14 protein-coding genes are annotated in these 18,884 nt (G+C 65.6%); 3 read left to right on the top strand and 11 right to left on the bottom strand.

Annotation, left to right across the window (positions count from 1 at the left end; genetic code table 11):
• Position 1: 1 nt before the first annotated feature.
• From ACMGT0_RS11675 to ACMGT0_RS11650, 6 genes are all read right to left on the bottom strand, one after another.
• A complete protein-coding gene (locus ACMGT0_RS11675) occupies positions 2 to 952 on the bottom strand; it encodes a sugar kinase (RefSeq protein WP_416772657.1) in 951 nt (316 codons plus the stop codon).
• The gene (locus tag ACMGT0_RS11670; protein ID WP_054061481.1) at positions 945 to 1,724 is read right to left on the bottom strand and encodes a sugar phosphate isomerase/epimerase family protein; all 780 of its coding nucleotides are present in this window, start codon (positions 1,722 to 1,724) and stop codon (positions 945 to 947) included. Before ACMGT0_RS11670 ends, ACMGT0_RS11675 begins: the two co-directional genes overlap by 8 nt.
• A gap of 61 nt (positions 1,725 to 1,785) precedes the next feature.
• Positions 1,786 to 2,808, bottom strand: coding sequence for a LacI family DNA-binding transcriptional regulator (locus ACMGT0_RS11665; RefSeq protein WP_416772655.1), 1,023 nt, complete (start codon positions 2,806 to 2,808; stop codon positions 1,786 to 1,788).
• A gap of 203 nt (positions 2,809 to 3,011) precedes the next feature.
• Positions 3,012 to 4,310, bottom strand: a complete 1,299-nt coding sequence (locus ACMGT0_RS11660; protein ID WP_054063697.1) for a cytochrome c — start codon at positions 4,308 to 4,310, stop codon at positions 3,012 to 3,014.
• 13 nt (positions 4,311 to 4,323) lie between these two features.
• Positions 4,324 to 6,108: a GMC family oxidoreductase gene (locus tag ACMGT0_RS11655; RefSeq protein ID WP_054056573.1), complete on the bottom strand. Its 1,785-nt coding sequence runs from the start codon at positions 6,106 to 6,108 to the stop codon at positions 4,324 to 4,326.
• 3 nt (positions 6,109 to 6,111) lie between these two features.
• The gene (locus ACMGT0_RS11650) at positions 6,112 to 6,852 is read right to left on the bottom strand and encodes a gluconate 2-dehydrogenase subunit 3 family protein (RefSeq protein WP_054056574.1); all 741 of its coding nucleotides are present in this window, start codon (positions 6,850 to 6,852) and stop codon (positions 6,112 to 6,114) included.
• Between the two features lie 335 nt (positions 6,853 to 7,187).
• Here ACMGT0_RS11650 and ACMGT0_RS11645 point away from each other — a divergent pair, with 335 nt between their 5' ends.
• From ACMGT0_RS11645 to ACMGT0_RS11635, 3 genes are all read left to right on the top strand, one after another.
• The gene (locus tag ACMGT0_RS11645; protein ID WP_192842646.1) at positions 7,188 to 9,278 is read left to right on the top strand and encodes a TonB-dependent siderophore receptor; all 2,091 of its coding nucleotides are present in this window, start codon (positions 7,188 to 7,190) and stop codon (positions 9,276 to 9,278) included.
• Between the two features lie 15 nt (positions 9,279 to 9,293).
• Positions 9,294 to 10,016, top strand: coding sequence for a DUF4198 domain-containing protein (locus ACMGT0_RS11640; RefSeq protein WP_054063700.1), 723 nt, complete (start codon positions 9,294 to 9,296; stop codon positions 10,014 to 10,016).
• A 337-nt stretch (positions 10,017 to 10,353) separates the two neighbouring features.
• Positions 10,354 to 12,063, top strand: coding sequence for an amidase (locus ACMGT0_RS11635; protein ID WP_416772652.1), 1,710 nt, complete (start codon positions 10,354 to 10,356; stop codon positions 12,061 to 12,063).
• Positions 12,064 to 12,133: 70 nt separating this feature from the next.
• Here the strand turns inward: ACMGT0_RS11635 and ACMGT0_RS11630 are convergent, their stop codons facing one another.
• Genes ACMGT0_RS11630 through ACMGT0_RS11610 form a run of 5 tightly spaced genes read right to left on the bottom strand, consistent with a single transcriptional unit; the run spans position 12,134 to position 18,724 of the window.
• Positions 12,134 to 13,660: an APC family permease gene (locus ACMGT0_RS11630; RefSeq protein ID WP_054063701.1), complete on the bottom strand. Its 1,527-nt coding sequence runs from the start codon at positions 13,658 to 13,660 to the stop codon at positions 12,134 to 12,136.
• 59 nt (positions 13,661 to 13,719) lie between these two features.
• On the bottom strand, positions 13,720 to 14,475 hold the full coding sequence (locus tag ACMGT0_RS11625; RefSeq protein WP_054063702.1) for a gamma-glutamyl-gamma-aminobutyrate hydrolase family protein: 756 nt from the start codon (positions 14,473 to 14,475) through the stop codon (positions 13,720 to 13,722).
• 47 nt (positions 14,476 to 14,522) lie between these two features.
• Positions 14,523 to 15,800 carry an NAD(P)/FAD-dependent oxidoreductase gene (locus ACMGT0_RS11620; RefSeq protein ID WP_416772650.1) on the bottom strand — a complete coding sequence of 426 codons (1,278 nt, stop codon included), beginning with the start codon at positions 15,798 to 15,800 and terminating at the stop codon, positions 14,523 to 14,525.
• Between the two features lie 33 nt (positions 15,801 to 15,833).
• Positions 15,834 to 17,327: an aldehyde dehydrogenase gene (locus ACMGT0_RS11615; RefSeq protein WP_054056581.1), complete on the bottom strand. Its 1,494-nt coding sequence runs from the start codon at positions 17,325 to 17,327 to the stop codon at positions 15,834 to 15,836.
• Positions 17,328 to 17,338: 11 nt separating this feature from the next.
• A complete protein-coding gene (locus ACMGT0_RS11610; RefSeq protein WP_054056582.1) occupies positions 17,339 to 18,724 on the bottom strand; it encodes a glutamine synthetase family protein in 1,386 nt (461 codons plus the stop codon).
• Positions 18,725 to 18,884 lie beyond the last annotated feature (160 nt).

The raw sequence follows: 18,884 nt of genomic DNA, 5'->3' as shown, positions 1-18,884 counted from the left end.
CTCAAGCGCTCCGGCGCTTGTCCCGATCCTCGAGTTCATGCCGCAAGGGCAGGCCCTCCATGTCTCCGCGGAACTGGACGGCGCGGCTGCCGCACCAGTTGCCACGCGCAACCGCCATCGGCAGCTCCAGCCCTTCGAGCAGGCCACTGAGCACGCCGACGGCAAATGCATCGCCGGCACCGACCGTGTCCACCACCTGCGGCACCGGCACGGCGGCGACCTGTCCCTCATCGCGCAGCGTACGGAAGTAGGCGCCCTGCTCTCCCAGCTTGATCACCACCCCTTGCGCGCCTCTATCCAGGTAGAACGCCGCGATGTCGGCAGGTTCGCGCTGCCCGGTCAGCAGGCGCCCTTCCTCCAGCCCCGGCAGCAGCCAGTCGGCCTTCAGCGCCAGGGCGTTGACTTCACGCACCATGGTGGCGGTGTCCGGCCACAGGGACGGACGCAGGTTCGGGTCGAAGGAGATGCTCCGACCGGCTTCACGCATGGCCTCCACCAGGGCATGGGAGAGCGCCCGGCAGGTCGGTGACAGCGCCAGGGGAATACCGGTGGCATGCAGATGCCGCACCTGGAACCGTTGCCCGGCGATCATCGCCGGCGACAGGTGGCTGGCCGCCGAGTTGCGCCGGAAGTACTCCACGCTCGGGTCGCGGCCATCGTCGCGGCGCTCCTTGAGCTGGAAGCCGGTGGCGTAACGCGGATCGATCTCGACACCTTCACAGTCCAGGCCTTCCTGGCGCAGGCTGTCGATGACGAAACGCCCCAGCGAATCGTCACCGACGCGGCTCAGCCAGCGCACCTTGAAACCCAGCCGGGCCAGGCCGATGGCGACATTGCTGTCCGCCCCCGCGATCCGTTTGCTGAACTGGCTGACATGGGCCAGATCGCCAGGCTGGTCCGCAACGAACATCGCCATGGTTTCCCCGAAGCACAGCACATCGTGTTCAAACATGGCTGACCTCCGCCACCAGCCCGAGCCGGGCCAGGTTGTCGACCTGGGCCCGTGTGACCGCCAACAGGTCATCGCCCACCAGGGGGTACTCCACGGCCCGCACGACGCCGGGGGTGAATTCGCCCAGCAGCGCATCCCAGGCCATCAGGTCCGCCGCACGCGGCCTTACGGCGACCAGGCGCCCGGTGGGTTGGCGCTCCACCGCCTTGCAGTGCACATAGCGCACCCAGCGACCGAGCTGCCGGGCGGCCTGGGTCGCCGACTCGTTCTGCCACTGCCAGTTGCCGATATCGAAGGTCATGCCTACGGGAAGCGCCAGGGCCTCGACCTGTTCGAAGAACGCCAGCAGCGCCGCGATCCGCCCGCCTTGCGGGGTCTGGTCATTTTCCACCAGCAGCCTGGGGACGTCCCGAGACACCAGCCCGCGCAAGGCCGAGACATCGCAACGGGGTTGGTAATGCCCCAGGGACACCTTCAGCGCTACCGCCCCCAGTCGGCTTGCCAACGCCAGCTTCTGCGACAGCAGCGGGTTGAGTTCGCCCTGTTCGGTCCACAGTTCCAGCGGCGAGGAGAACAGGCACTCCAACTGCAGTGCGCCTATCGCGCCGGACAGGGCCGTGGTGTCCGGTACGCCATCGAACAGCTCCTCGCGCAGCTCGACACGCGCCACACCGGCAGCCGCCAGCAACTCAAGAAAACTCTCCTGGCCGGACTGCCGAACGAAGTCGGCACCATAGCTGGAGAGACTGATGGAAACGGGGTTCAAGCGCATTGTTGTGATCCTTTGAAACCGGTTTCATTTTTGGTCGGCAGGCAACCCCCTGCGCAACCGCTCACATACTCAGGTGGGTGGATCCTCGAACGATCAGTTCAGCCTTGAGGTCGATTCGCTTCGGCGCGTCGCCTTCTCCCCGCAGGCGCGCGAGCAGGCATTCGAACGCCGTCACGCCAATCGCCTCGGTCGGCTGGGCCAGGGCGGTGATGCCGCTGCCCACCAGCGGGTACCAGTCCAGCTCGTCCAGCGCCAGCAGGCCGACGTCGTCGAACAGGCGGCAGCCCCTGCTGTGCAGGGCACGCGTGACGGCCAGGGTGGCCACGCCGTTGCAAGTGAAAATGGCCTGTGGGCCGTGGCCGTTCGAGCCGAGGAACCTGGCCAGGTCCGCCTCGAGTTCCGCGCTGATCTCGAGGATCTGCTGGCGAATGCCCGCACGGCGCTGAAGGGATGCGCTAAAGGCCCGCACCCGCTCCAGGCGCGAGCTGGTGCCATCGAGGGGTTCGGTCACCGCCAGGATGTCGCGATAACCGCAAGCCTGCAGGTGATCCAGGGCCTGCTCGACCGCATCGGCATTGTCCAGGCCGACCATGTCGACATTCAGCTCCGGCAACTGGCGGTCGATCAGCACCATGGGCACGTCCCGCTGCAGCTCGACCAGTTCACCCCGATGGTGCCCGAGGGTGTTCACGATCAGGCCTTCGATGTTGTACGACTGCAGCATCTGCAGGTGATGGCGCTCCTGCTCGTCGTCGCGGTTGGTGTTGCACAGCAGCAGGGTGTAGCCATGCTGTCGGCAGGCTTTCTCGACGCCGCGCATGACCGCGACCGAATAGGGATTGAGGATGTCGGCCACCAGCATGCCGATCAACCGCGTCTGACCACGCTTGAGCCCCCGGGCCATCTGGTTGGGGCGGTAGCCCAGTTGCTGGATGACGTCTGCGAGGCGTTGTGCGGTCGCTTCGGCCAGCAACTGACGATCGCCGCCGATGTAGCGGGAAACGGTCGCTTTCGACACACCCGCGGCGCGCGCGACCTGGCTGATGGTGACTCGCTCGCGCGAGCTGGAAGGAAAATCCGTCATCGAAGGGCTCTTGTGATTGTGGTCCGAGACGATGAATGAAACCGGTTTCAATACATCAAAACTGGCTCCAAACGTCATCTACCGTTCGTCGGATGTTAACAAACATTCGACGTCCACAAGCCGCCCGCCTTCGCCGGCCCCTCCCGGCAGCACCGCGCAGAACCCGGGCCGGCCAGAGAGCACCGGCCGGCCCGGGTGGCCTGCTAGCGGTTGGCGTTCCCCGTGTCGCTGCCCGCGGTCCTGGCCGTTTCAGGCGTGCGCAGCCGGGCCACGTCGGCAGCCGTCACGGCAGCGCCCTGGTTGCCCCAACTGGAGCGGATGAAGCTGACCACTTCGGCCACCTCCTGATCGCTCAGGCGCCAGCCGAAGGCCGGCATGCTGATGGTCGATGGCGCCGCGTGCGTCGCCGGCACGGTGCCACCGGCCAGCACCACGTGGATGAGCGAGGTCGGGTCCTGGGTCTGCAGCACCGGGTTGCCGGCCAACGCCGGGAAGAACCGGGTGTAGCCATGGCCGTCGGTGCGGTGGCAGGCCGCGCAGTTGTCGATATAGATCGACGCCCCCGGCTGGCTGTCATCGCCCTTCCACAAGGCGTCCGCGACCTGCTTGTCATAGACGTGAGGCCCGTCATCCGCCCGGCTCGGCGGCAGCGTCTTCAGGTAGCGGGCGATGGCGGTCAGGTCGGCATCGGTCAGGTACTGCAGGCTGTGCTCGACCACGTCGCTCATGCCGCCGAACACCGCGCTGCGCTCACTGCGACCGGTCTTGAGGAACTGTACCAACTGCTCCTCGCTCCAGTTGCCCAGGCCATCCTTGTGGTCACCCCGCAGGTTCTTGGCAATCCAGCCCTCGAGTGGCGCGCTGCCGGCCAGGAACTGCTCGCCGTCCTGCGGGTTGAGGGCCTTTTCCTGCATGGTCAACGCCCGCGGGGTATGGCAGGCACCACAATGCCCCAGGCCCTCGACCAGGTAGGCGCCCCGGCTGACGACCGGATCGGCGTTGGCGGGAGCGACCCAGGCCTTGGCTTCTGGCGCGAACAACCCACGCCAGATCGCCAGCGGCCAGCGCATGCTCAGCGGCCAGGGAATATCGGTGGCCCGGTTCGGCTGCGCGACAGGTTCGACACCCTTCATGAAGTAGGCGTAGAGCGCCTGCATGTCTTCGTCAGTGACGCGGGCGTAGGACGGGTACGGCATGGCCGGGTACAGCGTGCTGCCGTCCTTGCCGATACCCTTGCGCACCGCCTGGTCGAACGCTTCGAAGCTGTAGTGACCAATGCCGCTGGCATCCGGGGTGATGTTGGTGGAGTACACGGTGCCGATCGGCGTCGGCATCGCCAGGCCGCCGGCAAAAGGCTTGCCGCCCTTGGCGGTATGGCAGGCCACGCAGTCGCCGGCACGGGCCAGGTACTCGCCGCGCTTGACCAGCGCAACGTCGGTTTCGGCAGCCTGGGCCGTAGCGCCGGCACCGACCAGGAGGGCTGCGATCAACAGTCTCTTCATGTTCTCTCGCTCCTCAAGCCTGGACCAGCGGGCCGGGATTTTTCAGGTACTGCTCGCGAATGGCCCGGGCGGACCAGTAGGTCAGCGCCGCCACCAGGCCGGTCGGGTTGTACCCCAGGCCCTGGGGAAACGCCGAGGCCCCAGGGACGAACACGTTGTGCACGTCCCAGCTCTGCAGGTAGCGGTTCAGGGCGCTGGTCTTCGGGTCGGTGCCCATGATCGCGCCGCCGTTGAGGTGGGTGGTCTGGTAGCTGGCCGTGTTGAAGTGCTCCTTGACCTTCTTGCCGAGGATGGCAATGGACTTGGGGTTCATCGCCTGGGCGATCCTGCTCAGCTTGTCGACCATGAACCGGTTCATCCTGATGTCGTTTTCCTGCCAGTCAAAGGTCATGCGCAACAGGGGTTGGCCGTAGGCATCGCGGTAGGTCGGGTCCAGGTCCAGGTAGTTGCCGCGGTACGACTGGTGCGCGCCGTGGGCGTCCATCGAGACCTGGTGGGTGTAGTAGTCGGCGGTGGCCTTTTTCCAGGCACTGCCCCAGGCAGGGGTACCCGGCGGGTTGGCAACCCCGGCGATCGGCCGGCTGCCGGCCTGGTTCACCCACATCGGCGAGCCGCCGACGAAACCATGGGGGCCGTGGTCGAAGTTGTCCGCGTTGAAGTCATCGATCGCGATACCGTTGCCGCCAGCACCGATGAAGTTGTTGGTGTAGGTGTCCTTGTCGAAGAACGCCTTGACCGTGCCCATGTTCTGGTAGGCGAAGTTGCGCCCGACCACCCCCTCGTTGCTGATCGGGTCGTAGGGTTTGCCGATGCCGGAGAGCAGCATCAGGCGCACGTTGTTGAACTGGAAGGCGGCGAGAATCACGAGGTCCGCCGGCTGTTCGATTTCGCGGCCCTGGGCGTCGATGTAGGTCACGCCGGTGGCCTTGCGCTTGCTGTCGTCGAGGTTTACCCGCAACACATGGGCGTTGGCGCGCAGCTCGAAGTTCGGCACCTGGCGCAGCGCTGGCAGGATGTTCACGTTCGGCGAGGCCTTGGAGTACATGTAGCACACATAACCGCTGCAGAAACCGCAGAAGTTGCACGGCCCCATCTGCGCGCCGTAGGGGTTGGTGTAGGGCCCGGAGGTGTTGGCCGAAGGCAGGTTGTACGGCTTGTAGCCCAGGTTATGCGCCGCCTGCTCGAACAGCCGGGCCGACACCACGTTCTTCTGCGAGGGCAGCGGGAACGGGTTGGAGCGGTCCGGCGCATAGGGGTTGCCGCCCTTGCCTTCGCCGACCACCTGACCGTTGACGGTCCAGGCCTGGCCCGAGGTGCCAAAGACCTTTTCCGCGAAGTCGAAATAAGGCTCAAGCTCCTCGTAGCTGACACCGAAGTCCTGGATGGTCATGCCTTCGGGAATGAAGCGCTTGCCGTAGCGTTCCTCGTAGTGGCTGCGCAGGCGCAGCTCGATCGGGTCGACGCGAAAATGCACGCCGGACCAGTGCAGCCCCGCCCCGCCGACGCCCTTGCCCGGCAGGAAGGCGCCCAGTTGTCGATTGGGCAGTGCCACGTCATTGACGCTGTGGCGGATGGTCACCGTCTCCTTCGAAACATCGACGAACAGCTTCTTGCGCACACTGTAGGTCAGCTCGTCGATGACCTGCGGGTAGCTGCCCTCCGGGTAGGTGTCCTGCATCGGTCCGCGCTCCAGCGCCACCACCTGCAGCCCGGCCTCGGTGAGTTCCTTGGCCATGATCGCACCGGCCCAACCGAAACCGACGATCACCGCGTCGACCTTTTTCATTGCGTTAGCCATGCCTTATGCCCTCTCGCCGCGAATCGAGACGGCCGGGAACGGGTAAGGCTCGTTGCGCTCGACCCAGTCCATGAAATCTGCCCGGGCACCGGGGAAGCCGATCTGCGTCCAGCCGACCATGCCGCGGTTGCCGCCGTGAATCGGGTCGCAGAAAAACCCTTCGCGGGTGTTCTGCACCAGCAGACTGAAAAACACCTTGGCCGGCACTGGCTCGAAAACGGCCTCACCAGACTCGATCTGGCGAAGAACATGGTCTCGGGTAGCGCTGTCTTGCTCGGCAAAATTTTTACCGGTGGTGGTTTTGCACCAGGCCTGCGCGGCGGCGATGCCCAGGCGGTAGATCTGCTGCGGACTGAGTTGCAACTGGTAGCCCAGCTCCGGGGCGGCGTCGGCCTTGAACGGGCCTTGCATGTACCACTGGGCACCCGTGGCGTAGGGCGTATTCATCTGCCGGTCGATGAACTCGGCAGCGCCCGCTTCCAGTGCCCCTGGACCGAGCTCGTCGGCCGGGATGATGCGCGACACCGCCGCCTGCAGGAATGCCCACTCTTCAGTGGTGAAAAAGGTTGGCTGGTACTGGCTGGGCGGCGGCGTCGCCGGAACCCGCGGCTCACGCACGGGCGCCGCACTCAGCGGGCTGGAGCCGAGGCTCAGTCCGGTGCTCGCCACCGTCACGACGGGTATGAGGGTCAGCGTTTTGCGCAGGAAGTCCCTGCGCGGGTTATCGGGAGCATGCTCGGGCATTTTGATTCCTCATCGACTTCGGGCGACTGCTGAGCGACGCCTTCTGATTTTCGACTGGTCAGGGCTAAAGGGAGGGGGACTGCGTACAGCCGGCTAATTTAGCGTTTTTGCAGGTGCTTTGAAACCGGTTACATCCGCGATACCACTGGAAAGGCTCCAGCCTCCCCGGATCGCCCGATACGCCATCAGCGGTGGAACGCTGGCTGGCCTGGTGGTCGTCAACCCGTTGCCGGCGAGTCCTGGCCCTCCAGCCAGGGTTGCCACCCCCAATCCCGGGCATGGAATTTCCTCGCCTCATAATGTTATGTTATTACGTAATTAATGGAGATTTCACCTTGAGACAACGCGCACCGCTGCTGGCAGGCTTCACCCTCGGACTTCTCGGGCAACCGGTATCAGCAGCCCCCACCCTGATGCTGGAAGACATCACCATCACCGATTCGTACGTCGAAGAACGCGCCGAAGGCCCCGTGCGGGGCTATCGAGCCACCCGCTCGGCCACCGCAACCCGCACCGACAGCGACCTGCGCGACACCCCACAGAGCATCGACGTGGTGCCGGCCCAGGTGATCAGGGATCTCAATACGACCCGTATCGACCGTGCGCTGGACTTTGCCGGCGGGGTCTCGCGACAGAATAACTTCGGTGGCCTGACCTTCCTCAACTACAGCGTGCGCGGCTTCACCACCGGCGAACTGTACAGGAACGGATTCGCCATCAACCGCGGCAGCTACAGCGCCCCCGACACGTCCGGCATCGAACGCATCGAAGTGCTCAAGGGCCCCGCCGCCAGCCTCTACGGGCGCGGCGATCCCGGTGGCCTGGTGAACATCGTGAGCAAACGTCCGCAGGCCGAAACCTTCAGCACCCTGAACATCAGCGCCGGCTCCTGGGACCGCTACCGCGGCAGTCTCGACGTCAACTCGCCACTCGACAGCGAAGGCCAGTTGCTGGGGCGGGTGAACATGGCGGTGGAGGACAACGGCAGCTTTCGCGACCATGTCGACAGCGAACGCCGCATCGTCAGCCCGTCATTGAGCTGGCAGCTCTCGCCGGATACCCGGCTGATGCTCGACAGCGAATTCTCCCGCACCGAAGCGGTGTTCGACCGCGGCATTCCGGCCGTCAACGGAGAACTGGGTTCGGTCGGGCGTTCGACGTTCATGGGGGAACCGAACGACGGACAGATCCGCAACGATAACCAGACCCTCGACCTGGCCCTCGAGCACTACCTGAACGATGACTGGAAGCTGCGCCTGGCCAACCACTACACCCAGGGCACGCTCAAGGGCGCAAGTTCCGAACCGCAGGCGCTGGTCGGTACCACCCTCACCCGCTTCTACCGCGAGCGCGATTTCGAATGGAATGACAACATCACCCAGGCCGAGCTGCATGGCACCTTCGACTGGGCCGGATGGCAGCACCAGACCCTGACCGGCCTGGAGTACGAAAACTACCGCAACAGCCAGAAGTATCCGCAGAGCGCCACGCTGCTGAGCTATGGCCTGGATATCCACAACCCCGTCTACGGCCAGCCCAAGCCGGCCCTGACCCGGCCCAACGACTTCTTCGAGCGCACCGAGAGCTACGCCCTCAACCTGCAGGACCAGATTGCCTTCACCGACCGCCTGCGCGGCCTGGTGGGCGTACGCCTGGAGCGGATCAGGCAGACCTCGCTGAACCGCGCGACGGCGGTCAGCAACAGCCAGGAGAAGAACGTGGCCACGCCACGCGCCGGCCTGCTCTACCAGCTCACCCCGCAGGTCGGTGTGTTTGCCAATGCCTCGACCTCCTTCAAGCCCAACGCCATCGGTACCCAGGGCCAGGTGTACCAGCCGGAGAAAGGCCTGGGTTATGAAACGGGGCTCAAGCTCGATCTGTTCGACAGCCGTATCGGTGCCACGGTCGCGCTGTTCCGGATCGACAAGGAAAACGTCGTCACCACCGATGCCACGGGTGAAAGCGTCGCCGCCGGCAAGGCCCGCAGCCAGGGGCTGGACCTGCAGTTCAGCGGCCAGGTCAGCGATGCCGTGCGGGTGATCGGCGCCTATGCCTACATCGACGCCGAAGTCACCCAGGGCGACACCGCCGTCCCCAAAGGCAGCGACCTGCTCGGCATCCCACGGCACAGCGGCAGCCTCCTGGGCGTCTACGAATTCCAGGACGGCCTCCTGCACGGCTCGGACATCGGCGCCGCCTTCAATTACGTCGGCGAGCGCTCCGGCCAGGCCGGCAGCCGCTTCACCCTGCCCGCGTACAGCACCGTCGACCTGCTGGCGCACTACAAGGCCAGCGAACAGCTCACCCTCGGCCTGAACCTGAACAACCTGTTCGATCGCCATTACTACGAGCGCGCCTACAACAGCACCTGGGTACTGCCTGGCGAACCGCGCAACTTCAGTCTCAGCCTCACCCTCAACCTCTGACAGAAAGGACTCACCATGCAACTGCCACTCAAACTTGTCGGCGTCCTGGCGCTGCTCACCGCCACCCACGTGAACGCCCACGGTCTATGGACCGAACAGCGTCGGGGCAATATCGAAGTCGTCTACGGGCACGGCGCGGAAGACGATGCGTTCCAGGCGCAGAAGGTCAAGCGCGCCTGGGCCTTCGACACGGCCGGCAAGATGATACCGGTGACCGTCCAACGCCTGTCCGACCATGCCCGCCTGCAGCCGCTGAAGCCGGCGGCGGTGATGGCGGTGGTGCTGGACAACGGCCCCTGGTCGCAGACCCCGGACCAGCGATGGGTGAACAAGGACCGCACCCAGGTGCCCAACGCCATCGACTCGACCCATGCGCTCAAGTACAGCCTGGCCATCAACCAGCCAGGCGCCCGCTTGCCCAAACTGGACATGCTGCGGTTGGCGATCATTCCGCAAACCGATCCGCTGACGGTCGGCCCGGGCAATGAACTGGACGTGCAGGTGCTGGTCGATGGCAAGCCCGCTGCGGGCATCGAGCTGTATGCGGATTTTCGCGGGGCGCCTGATGAAATCGGCGGCAAGACCGACGAGGCCGGCCGCGCCCGCATCAAGGTCCGCAACGAAGGCCTGAACGTCATCGCGGCCAAGGCCACGCTGACACTGCCCGACAACGGACCGGTGGCCAAGGAGAGCCTGTTCGCCTCGCTGACGTTCCTCGGCGAGGAACACCATGAATGAGCCGTGCCCGGGCTGAACCGATGCCCGCCCTGGAGAACCTCCCGCCGCCCTGCCATGGCGGCGTGTCCGGCACCTGATCGCAGCCAGGCGACTGCCGGGCAGGCAAGGCCGCCTTCCTGCCCGGCACCACCGAAAGCTTGCACCGCTGAAATGTCACCTTTCGGCCTTGCCAATGTCGCCCCCGACGCCATGCACTTATTCTGCCTGCGAACGGCCAGGCCTGGGAGGCAGGGCGCTGCCGGGGCCCTGGTCCGCTTCCGGCAGCGCCCCCATGCCCATGGGCAAGCGTCTCCAGACCCGCGGCGGATCTTTCTATAAAAAGCAAATGGCATACACCATGATCGAAGTGACCGAACGCTCCATCGCCGAGCTGCGCGATGCCCTTGAATCCGGCAGAACCACTGCGGTGCAGTTGGTAGAAGCCTATCTGGCGCGGATCGACGCCTATGACACCCCGGACACCGCCACCGCACTGAACGCCGTGGTGGTGCGCAACCCTTACGCGCTGGACGAGGCGGCCGCTTCGGACGTGCGTCGGGCGCAAGGCAAGACCCTGGGCCCACTGGATGGCATTCCCTACACCGCCAAGGACAGTTACCTGGTCAAGGGCCTGACCGCGGCGTCGGGCAGCCCCGCCTTCAAGGACCTCGTCGCCCAGCGGGACGCCTTCACCATCGAGCGCCTGCGCGCCGCCGGGGCGATCTGCCTGGGCAAGACCAACATGCCGCCGATGGCCAACGGCGGCATGCAGCGTGGTGTCTACGGCCGGGCCGAGAGCCCGTACAACGCCGCCTACCTGACCGCACCCTTTGCCTCCGGCTCGTCCAATGGTGCCGGTACCGCCACCGCGGCCAGCTTTTCCGCTTTCGGCCTGGCCGAGGAAACCTGGTCCAGTGGCCGTGGCCCGGCTTCCAACAACGGGCTGTGCGCCTACACGCCGTCGCGCGGGGTGATTTCGGTCCGCGGCAACTGGCCGCTGACGCCGACCATGGACGTGGTGGTGCCGTACGCCCGGACCATGGCCGACCTGCTGGAAGTGCTCGACGTGGTGGTCGCCGACGACCCGGACAAGTCCGGCGACCTGTGGCGCCTGCAGCCGTGGGTGCCGATCCCGGCTGCCTCGACCGTGCGTCCGGCTTCCTACCTGAAGCTCGCCGCCACTGCCGATGCCCTGGCTGGCAAGCGTCTCGGCGTGCCCCGCCTGTTCATCAACCGGGACCCCGAAGCCGGCACCAGCGAGAAGCCGGGCATCGGTGGCCCGACCGGCCAACGCATCCATACCCGCCCCTCCGTCATCAAACTGTGGGAAGCGGCCCGCCAGGCTCTCGAAGCGGCGGGCGCCACGGTGGTGGAAGTCGACTTCCCGCTGGTGTCCAACTGCGAAGGCGACCGCCCCGGCGCGCCGACGGTGTACAACCGCGGCCTGGTTTCGAAAGCGTTCCTGCATGAAGAACTGTGGGAGCTGTCCGCCTGGGGTTTCGACAACTTCCTGCGCGACAACGGCGACCCGGCGCTGAACCGCCTGGCCGATGTCGATGGCCCGAGCATCTTCCCCCACGACCCCGGTACCCTGCCCAACCGCGAGGACGACCTCGCCGCCGGCATGGCCGAATACGTGCGCATGGCGCAACAGGGGATCAAGCCGTGGCATGAACTGCCGTCGTTGCCGGACGGACTGCGCGGCCTGGAACGGACCCGCCAGGTCGACCTCGAGGACTGGATGGAGGACCTGCAGCTCGACGCCGTGCTGTTCCCGACGGTCGCCGACGTCGGCCCGGCCGATGCCGATGTGAATCCGGTGTCCGCGGACATCGCCTGGAGCAACGGGATCTGGGTGGCCAACGGCAACCTGGCAATTCGTCACCTGGGCGTGCCGACCGTGACCGTGCCCATGGGCATCATGGAGGATATCGGCATGCCGGTCGGCCTGACCTTCGCCGGCCGCGCCTATGACGACAACGCGTTGTTGCAACTGGCCTCGGCCTACGAATCGACCGGTTCGAAACGGCTCATCCCGCCACGCACCCCGCCGCTCAAACGCGGCTGACCCTGCCATGCCTCGCAGCAGGCTCATCGGTTGCCGATGACGCCTGCCGCGAAGGACCAGCGCCCTCTTCTCAGTGCCTGGTCACCACCGACAAGGTACTGCCCAGGAAAAACGCCGGGGTCCGCCAACGGGCGAACAGCATCAGCACCAGGCCCAGCAGCAGGATGGTCATGGCGATGATGAACACCAGCCCCACGCCCGCGATATGCGAACCACTGCCGAACTCGGGGGAGATGCTGTCGAACGCCGTCTGCCAGAAGATCACCGAGAGCATCGTCGCCCCGAGCAACGGGCACAGGCCGCGCATGAGGAAATGCCGCAGGCTGAAGAACAGGCTGTGGCGGAAATACCAGACGCAGGCGAACGCCGTCAGCGAGTAGTAGAAGCAGATCATCATGCCCAGGGCGGTGATGGTGTCCGCCAGCACGTTGTCGCTCAGGGTGCGCATGGTCACGTAGAACGCCCCGGTGGCGATGCCCGCGGCGATCGTGGCGTAGCGCGGAGTGCGCGAGCGTGGGCAGATGCTGGCGAAACGTTGCGAAACCGCCCCGTAGTAACCCATCGCCAACAGGGTGCGCGCCGGCGAGATGAAGGTCGATTGCAGCGACGCGGCGGTGCTCGCCAGTACCGCCACCGACATCAGGATCGCCAGCGGCCCCATCACCGGACCGGCCAGGTGGGCGAAGACGTTTTCCTGGATCTGCGGATTGCCCAGGCCCCAGCCCGTCTCGCCAATGCCGGCGAACTGCAGGGTCGCGGCAGCGGTGAACAGGTACAGCGCCAGGATCACCAGCACCGTCAAGGTGGCGGCACGTCCGGGCACTTTTTCGCTGCCGACCGATTCCTCACTGACGGTCAGGCACAGGTCCCAGCCCCAGAAGATGAAGATCGACAACGACAGCCCCGCGGCGAAGGCCGAGAACGACTCGATGTTGAAGGGGTTGAACCATTCGGCATGGAACACCACCGGTGCCGAGGGGGGCGCGGCCTGGAACGCCGCGACGGAGAAGCCGATCAGCACCAGCAACTGCAGGGCGACCAGGGCATACTGCACGCGCATGGTCATGCCGATGCCGCGGCAACTGATCCACACCGCGATGGAGATGAACACGCAGCAGGTGACGATGTTGACCAGCAGGTTTTCCCGCATCTGCGCCAGTTCCGGGATACCGGTGAGCTGGGCGAGGAACAGGTAGAAGAAGTCCACGGCCACGCCGGCGAGGTTGGACAGCACGATGGTGGTCGCCGTGACCAGCCCCCAGCCGCCGATCCAGCCGATCATCGGGCCGAACGCCCGGGCCGACCAGGTGAACGAGGTGCCACTGTCCGGCTCGGCCGCGTTCAGTTCGCGATAGCCCAGCGCGACCAGCAGCATCGGCAGGAAGCCGACGATGAACACCGCGGGCAGATACACGCCCACTTCCCGCACGGTGGGCCCCAGTGCGCCGGTCAGGGTGTAGACCGGCGCGATGGTCGATATGCCCAGCACCACACAGGCCAACAGCCCAACCTTGCCCTGGGCCAGGCCCTTGGCGTTCACGGAGTCGTCCGTGCCAGTTATCTCGCGGCCCCGGGCGGCCTCGATGTATTCACTCATAAGCCTTTGTCACCTTTTGGAATTATTTTCAGTGCCGCTGGATCAGGTCCAGGCTCCCGTCAGCGCGCCGCACGTGCCTCGGCGTAGCGTTGGCAGGCCGCCCTGAATGCCTGGAACAGCGTGAGCGACTCGGGGTTGTCCTCCAGGCGCCACTCCGGATGCCATTGCACCCCCACGACAAAGCCTCGCGAGTCATGGACGGAAACGGCTTCGACCAGACCATCCGGGGCCAGCGCCTCGACCCGCAGGGCGGGCGCCAGGCGGTCGATGCCCTGGCTGTGCAGCGAGTTGACGCGAAACTCGGCTGGCAGGCCAAGCTGCTCGAACACGCCGCCGGGTTGCACGTGGACCGCATGTTGCGGCGCGTAGTGTTCGGCCAGCGTTTCCCCTTGCGGTTCGCGGTGATCGAGGAAACCGGGCAGCTCCTGCACGCGCTGGTGCAGCGAACCGCCCAGGCTGACGTTGAGTTCCTGGAAGCCGCGGCAGATGCAGAACACCGGGATGCCCCGGTCGATCGCCAGGCGCAGCAGCGGCAAGGTGTTGGCGTCGCGGGCCGCATCGTGGGCGGTACCTTCCAGGCTCGGCTCACCCTGGTAGAGGGAGGGATGGACGTTGGAAGGCGAACCGGTGAACAGCAGGCCATCGAGGTGTTCCAGCAGATCCCGCGGATCGCTGGGCCTGCTGCGCGCCGGCAGCAACACCGGCAGCCCGGCCTGGGCTGCGGCTTCGACATACTTGTCGCCGACGGTGTGGGAATCGTATTTGCCGAGCAGTTGTCGGCAGGCGGTGACACCGATCAGGGGCACGCGGGACATGGTCAATCTCCAGAAAATGCCGCCGGCGCAGGGCCGACGGCCGACACTCAGATACCCAGGCGATCACGCAACTGGTAGTAGGCGGCGCCCATGGCCGTGAACGGCACGCGCAGCAGTCGCCCACCCGGGAAGGGGTAGTGGGTCAGGCCCGCCAGGGCGTCGAAACGCTCGGCCTGGCTGCGCAGGGCCTCGGCCAGCACCTTGCCGGCCAGGTGGGTGTAGGTCACACCGTGCCCACTGCAGCCCTGGGAGTAGTAGATGTTGTCGCCCAGGCGACCGACCTGCGGCAGGCGCGACAGGGTCAGCAGGAAGTTGCCGGTCCAGGTGAAGTCGATCTTCACGTTCTTGAGCTGCGGGAAGGTCTTGAGCATTTTCGGCCGGATGATCGCCTCGATATCCGCCGGATCACGCGCGCCATAGACCACGCCACCGCCGTAGATCAGGCGGCGGTCGGCGGTGAGGCGGAAGTAGTCGAGGAGGTAGTTGCAGTCCTCCACGCAGTAGTCCTGCGGCAGAAGGCTGCGCGCCAGGTCCTCGGGCAGCGGCTCGGTGGCGAGCACCTGGGTACCGCACGGCATGGACTTGGCAGCCAACTCCGGCACCAGCCCGCCGAGGTAGGCGTTGCCGGCCACCACGACGAACTTGGCCCGCACCTGGCCTTTCGGTGTGTGCACCACCGGGTGCTCGCCCCGCTCGATCCGGGTCGCCGGGCTCTGTTCGTGGATGGCGCCACCCAGCGAGGCGACGGCCGCCGCTTCACCCAGGGCCAGGTTGAGCGGATGAATGTGACCGCCGCTCATGTCGAGCATGCCGCCGACATAACGGTCGGTGCCGACCACCTCGCGGATCCGCCGCTCGTCCATCAGTTCGAGTTGGGTGTGCCCGTAGCGCTCCCAGAGCTTCTTCTGCGATTCCAGGTGAGCCAGTTGCTTGGGGGTGATGGCGGCGAACACGCCGCCGTCCTTCAGGTCGCAGTCGATACCGTAGCGCGCGACGCGCTCACGGATGATCCGCCCGCCCTCGAAGGCCATTTCGCCCAGCAGTTGTGCCTGGCGGGCACCGGTCTGGCGCTCGATGACATCGATATCGCGGCTGTAGCTGTTGACGATCTGCCCGCCATTGCGGCCCGAGGCGCCGAAGCCGACCTTGGCCGCCTCCAGCACCGTGACCCTGAAGCCGTGCTCCAGCAGGAACAGCGCGGTGGACAGCCCGGTGTAGCCCGCGCCGATGATGCAGACATCCGTCTCCACCGACTCGGTGAGGGCTGGATAGTCGGTGTTCAGGTTACGCGACGCCGCGTAGAAACTTGCAACGTGATTGTTCATAGCGAAATTCCTCGAACATGAAAGCGATGCCCGTCAGAGCTTGATCCAGGTCGCCTTCAGCTCCGTGTATTTGTCGAAGGCATGCAGCGATTTATCGCGACCGTTACCGGACTGCTTGAAGCCACCAAACGGCGCGGTCATGTCACCGCCGTCGTACTGGTTGACCCACACACTGCCGGCGCGCAACGCCCGCGCCAGGCGATGGGCCCGCGACAGGTTCTGCGTCCACACGGCAGCCGCCAGGCCGTAGGGGGTGTCGTTGGCGATACGCACGGCTTCGGCCTCGTCGTCGAAATCGATGACCGAGAGCACCGGGCCGAAAATCTCTTCCCGAGCGATGCGCATGGCGTTGTCAACGCCGTCGAAGACCGTCGGCTCGACGTAGCTGCCACCGGTATCCTGCAACGCCCGCCGGCCACCACTGACCAGTTGCGCCCCCTCCTGCCGGGCGGACTCGATGAAGCCCAGCACCGTTTGCAGGTGGCCGTCGTCGACCAGGGCACCGACGCGGGTGTCCGGGTCCAGGGCGTGGCCGGGTTTCCACTGTTGCAGCGCCTTAATCACCAGCGGCAGGAAGCGGGCCTTGACCGAGCGCTCGACCAGCAGGCGCGAGCCGGCGATGCACACTTCGCCCTGGTTGAAGGCGATGGCCGCGGCGGCGGCTTCGGCGGCGGCCTGCAGGTCCGGCGCATCGGCAAACACGATGTTCGGGCTCTTGCCACCGGCCTCCAGCCAGACCCGCTTCATGTTCGACTCGCCGGCATAGACCAGCAGTTGCTTGGCAATGCGGGTGGAGCCGGTGAACACCAGGGTGTCCACGTCCATGTGCAGGGCCAGGGCCTGCCCGACGGTGTGGCCGAAGCCCGGCAGCACGTTGAACACACCCGCCGGAATGCCTGCTTCGAGGGCCAGTTGGGCGATACGAATCGCCGTCAGCGGTGATTTCTCGGAAGGCTTGAGGATCACCGAGTTGCCGGTGGCCAGCGCTGGGCCGAGCTTCCAGCAGGCCATCATCAGCGGGAAGTTCCACGGCACGATGGCCGCGACCACGCCGACCGGCTCACGGGTGACCAGGCCCAACTGGTCAGGGGGCGTCGGGGCGACTTCGTCATACACCTTGTCGATGGCCTCGGCGCTCCAGCGAAGAGCGTTGGCCGCCGCAGGCACGTCGATGCTCAACGAGTCGCCGATGGGCTTGCCCATGTCCAGGGTTTCCAGCAGCGCCAGCTCCTCGGCATGGGCCAGCAGCCGGTCGGCGAAACCGATGAGCACGCGCTTGCGTTGCGCTGGCGCCTGGTTGCGCCAGTCACCGCGCTCAAAACTGGCCCGGGCGGCCTGCACCGCCAGCTCGGCGTCTTCGGCCATGCAACTGGCGATGTCCGCCAGCAGCCGACCGTCCACCGGGCTGGACTTGGCGAATGAACCACCGGCCACAGCGTCCCGATAGCTGCCGTCGATGAAGGCCCGACCTTCGATGCTCAAGCCGTTGAAGCGCTGTTCCCACTGTTCACGTGTTGTCGCTTTCATTGCCGGCTTCCTCAGACGGTGTGCAGGTACCAGTTGTATTCGAGGTCCGAAATGGTGGTTTCGAACTCCTGCATCTCGGCCTCCTTGCACGCCACGAAGATGTCGATGTACTCGGGGCTGATGTACTGGTTCAGCACCTCGCTGTCGTCCAGCTCGCGCAAGGCGTCGCGCAGGTTGTTCGGCAGGCTCTGCTCCAGTTGCTCGTAGGCGTTGCCATCGATGGGGTCGGTGGGTTCGAGCTGGTGGGTCAGGCCGTGGTGAATACCGGCCAGGATCGACGCCATCATCAGGTACGGGTTGGCATCGGCACCGGCGACGCGGTGTTCGATACGAATGGCATCGGCGCCACCGGTGGGCACGCGTACCGCCACGGTGCGGTTGTCCAGGCCCCAGCTCGGCGCGTTGGGCACATAGAACTGGGCGCCGAAACGGCGGTAGGAGTTGACGTTGGGGCAGAGAAAGGCCATCGACGCCGGCATGGTTTCCAGCACCCCGGCGATTGCGTGGCGCAACGGCGCGTGGGTCTGCGGGTCGTCGGTGGCGAAGATGTTCTTGCCGGTCTGCTTGTCGATCAGCGAGATGTGCACATGCAGGCCGTTACCGGCCTGGCCCGGATAGGGCTTGGCCATGAAGGTCGAGTCCATCTCGTGGTCGTAGGCGATGTTCTTCACCAGGCGCTTGAGCAGCACCGCGTAGTCACAGGCCTTGAGCGCATCCTCAACGTGGTGCAGGTTGACCTCGAACTGCGCAGGGGCACTTTCCTTGACGATCGCGTCGGCCGGGATGCCCTGCTCCTTCGCCGCTTCGAGCATGTCCTGGAGGCAGTCGACGTACTCGTCGAGGTCGTCGATCAGGTACACCTGGGTCGACATCGGCCGCTTGCCGGAGATCGGCGAGCGTGGCGGCTGCGGCCGGCCGTTCACGTTTTCCTGGTCGATCAGGTAGAACTCCAGCTCGAATGCCGCGCAGATGGTCAGGCCCAGCGCATCGAACTTCTGCACCACCTGCCGCAGCACTTCCCGCGGGTCGGCGAAGAACGGCCGACCGTCGAGCTCGTGCATGGTCATCAGCAATTGCGCGGTCGGGCGCTTCTGCCAGGGCTCGGCGCTCAGGGTGTTGGGGATCGGGTAGCAGATGCGGTCGGCATCGCCGATGTCCAGGCCCAGGCCCGAGCTTTCGACGGTGGAGCCGTTGATGTCCAGGGCGAATAGCGAAGCGGGAAGATTGATGCCTTTCTCGTAAACCTTGTGCAGGCTGCCGCGCTCGACGCGCTTGCCACGCACGACACCGTTCATGTCGGTGATCAGCAGGTCGACGAACTGAATGTCGGGGTTCTCCTTGAGGAAGATATTCGCTTCATTGAGCTGCACGACACGAGGGGAGACTGGGGAATTCATGACGGGGTACATCCTTGGCGCTGACGGGCTCCAGCGAAACGGTTCGCGAGCCTGCACAGCGTATTTGTTATTTGGCCAACGGCGGGCGGTGGTCCTGCACAGACCTGCGCGCCCGTCCGTGTGCCATTGATTCGCAGTAGCACGCCGAGTATAAGATGGC

The organism is Pseudomonas sp. RHF3.3-3 (assembly GCF_048069595.1).
Lineage (GTDB): Bacteria > Pseudomonadota > Gammaproteobacteria > Pseudomonadales > Pseudomonadaceae > Aquipseudomonas > Aquipseudomonas fuscovaginae_B.
Note: the sequence above shows the minus strand (reverse complement) of the source record. Positions and strands in the feature narration are given on the sequence as shown.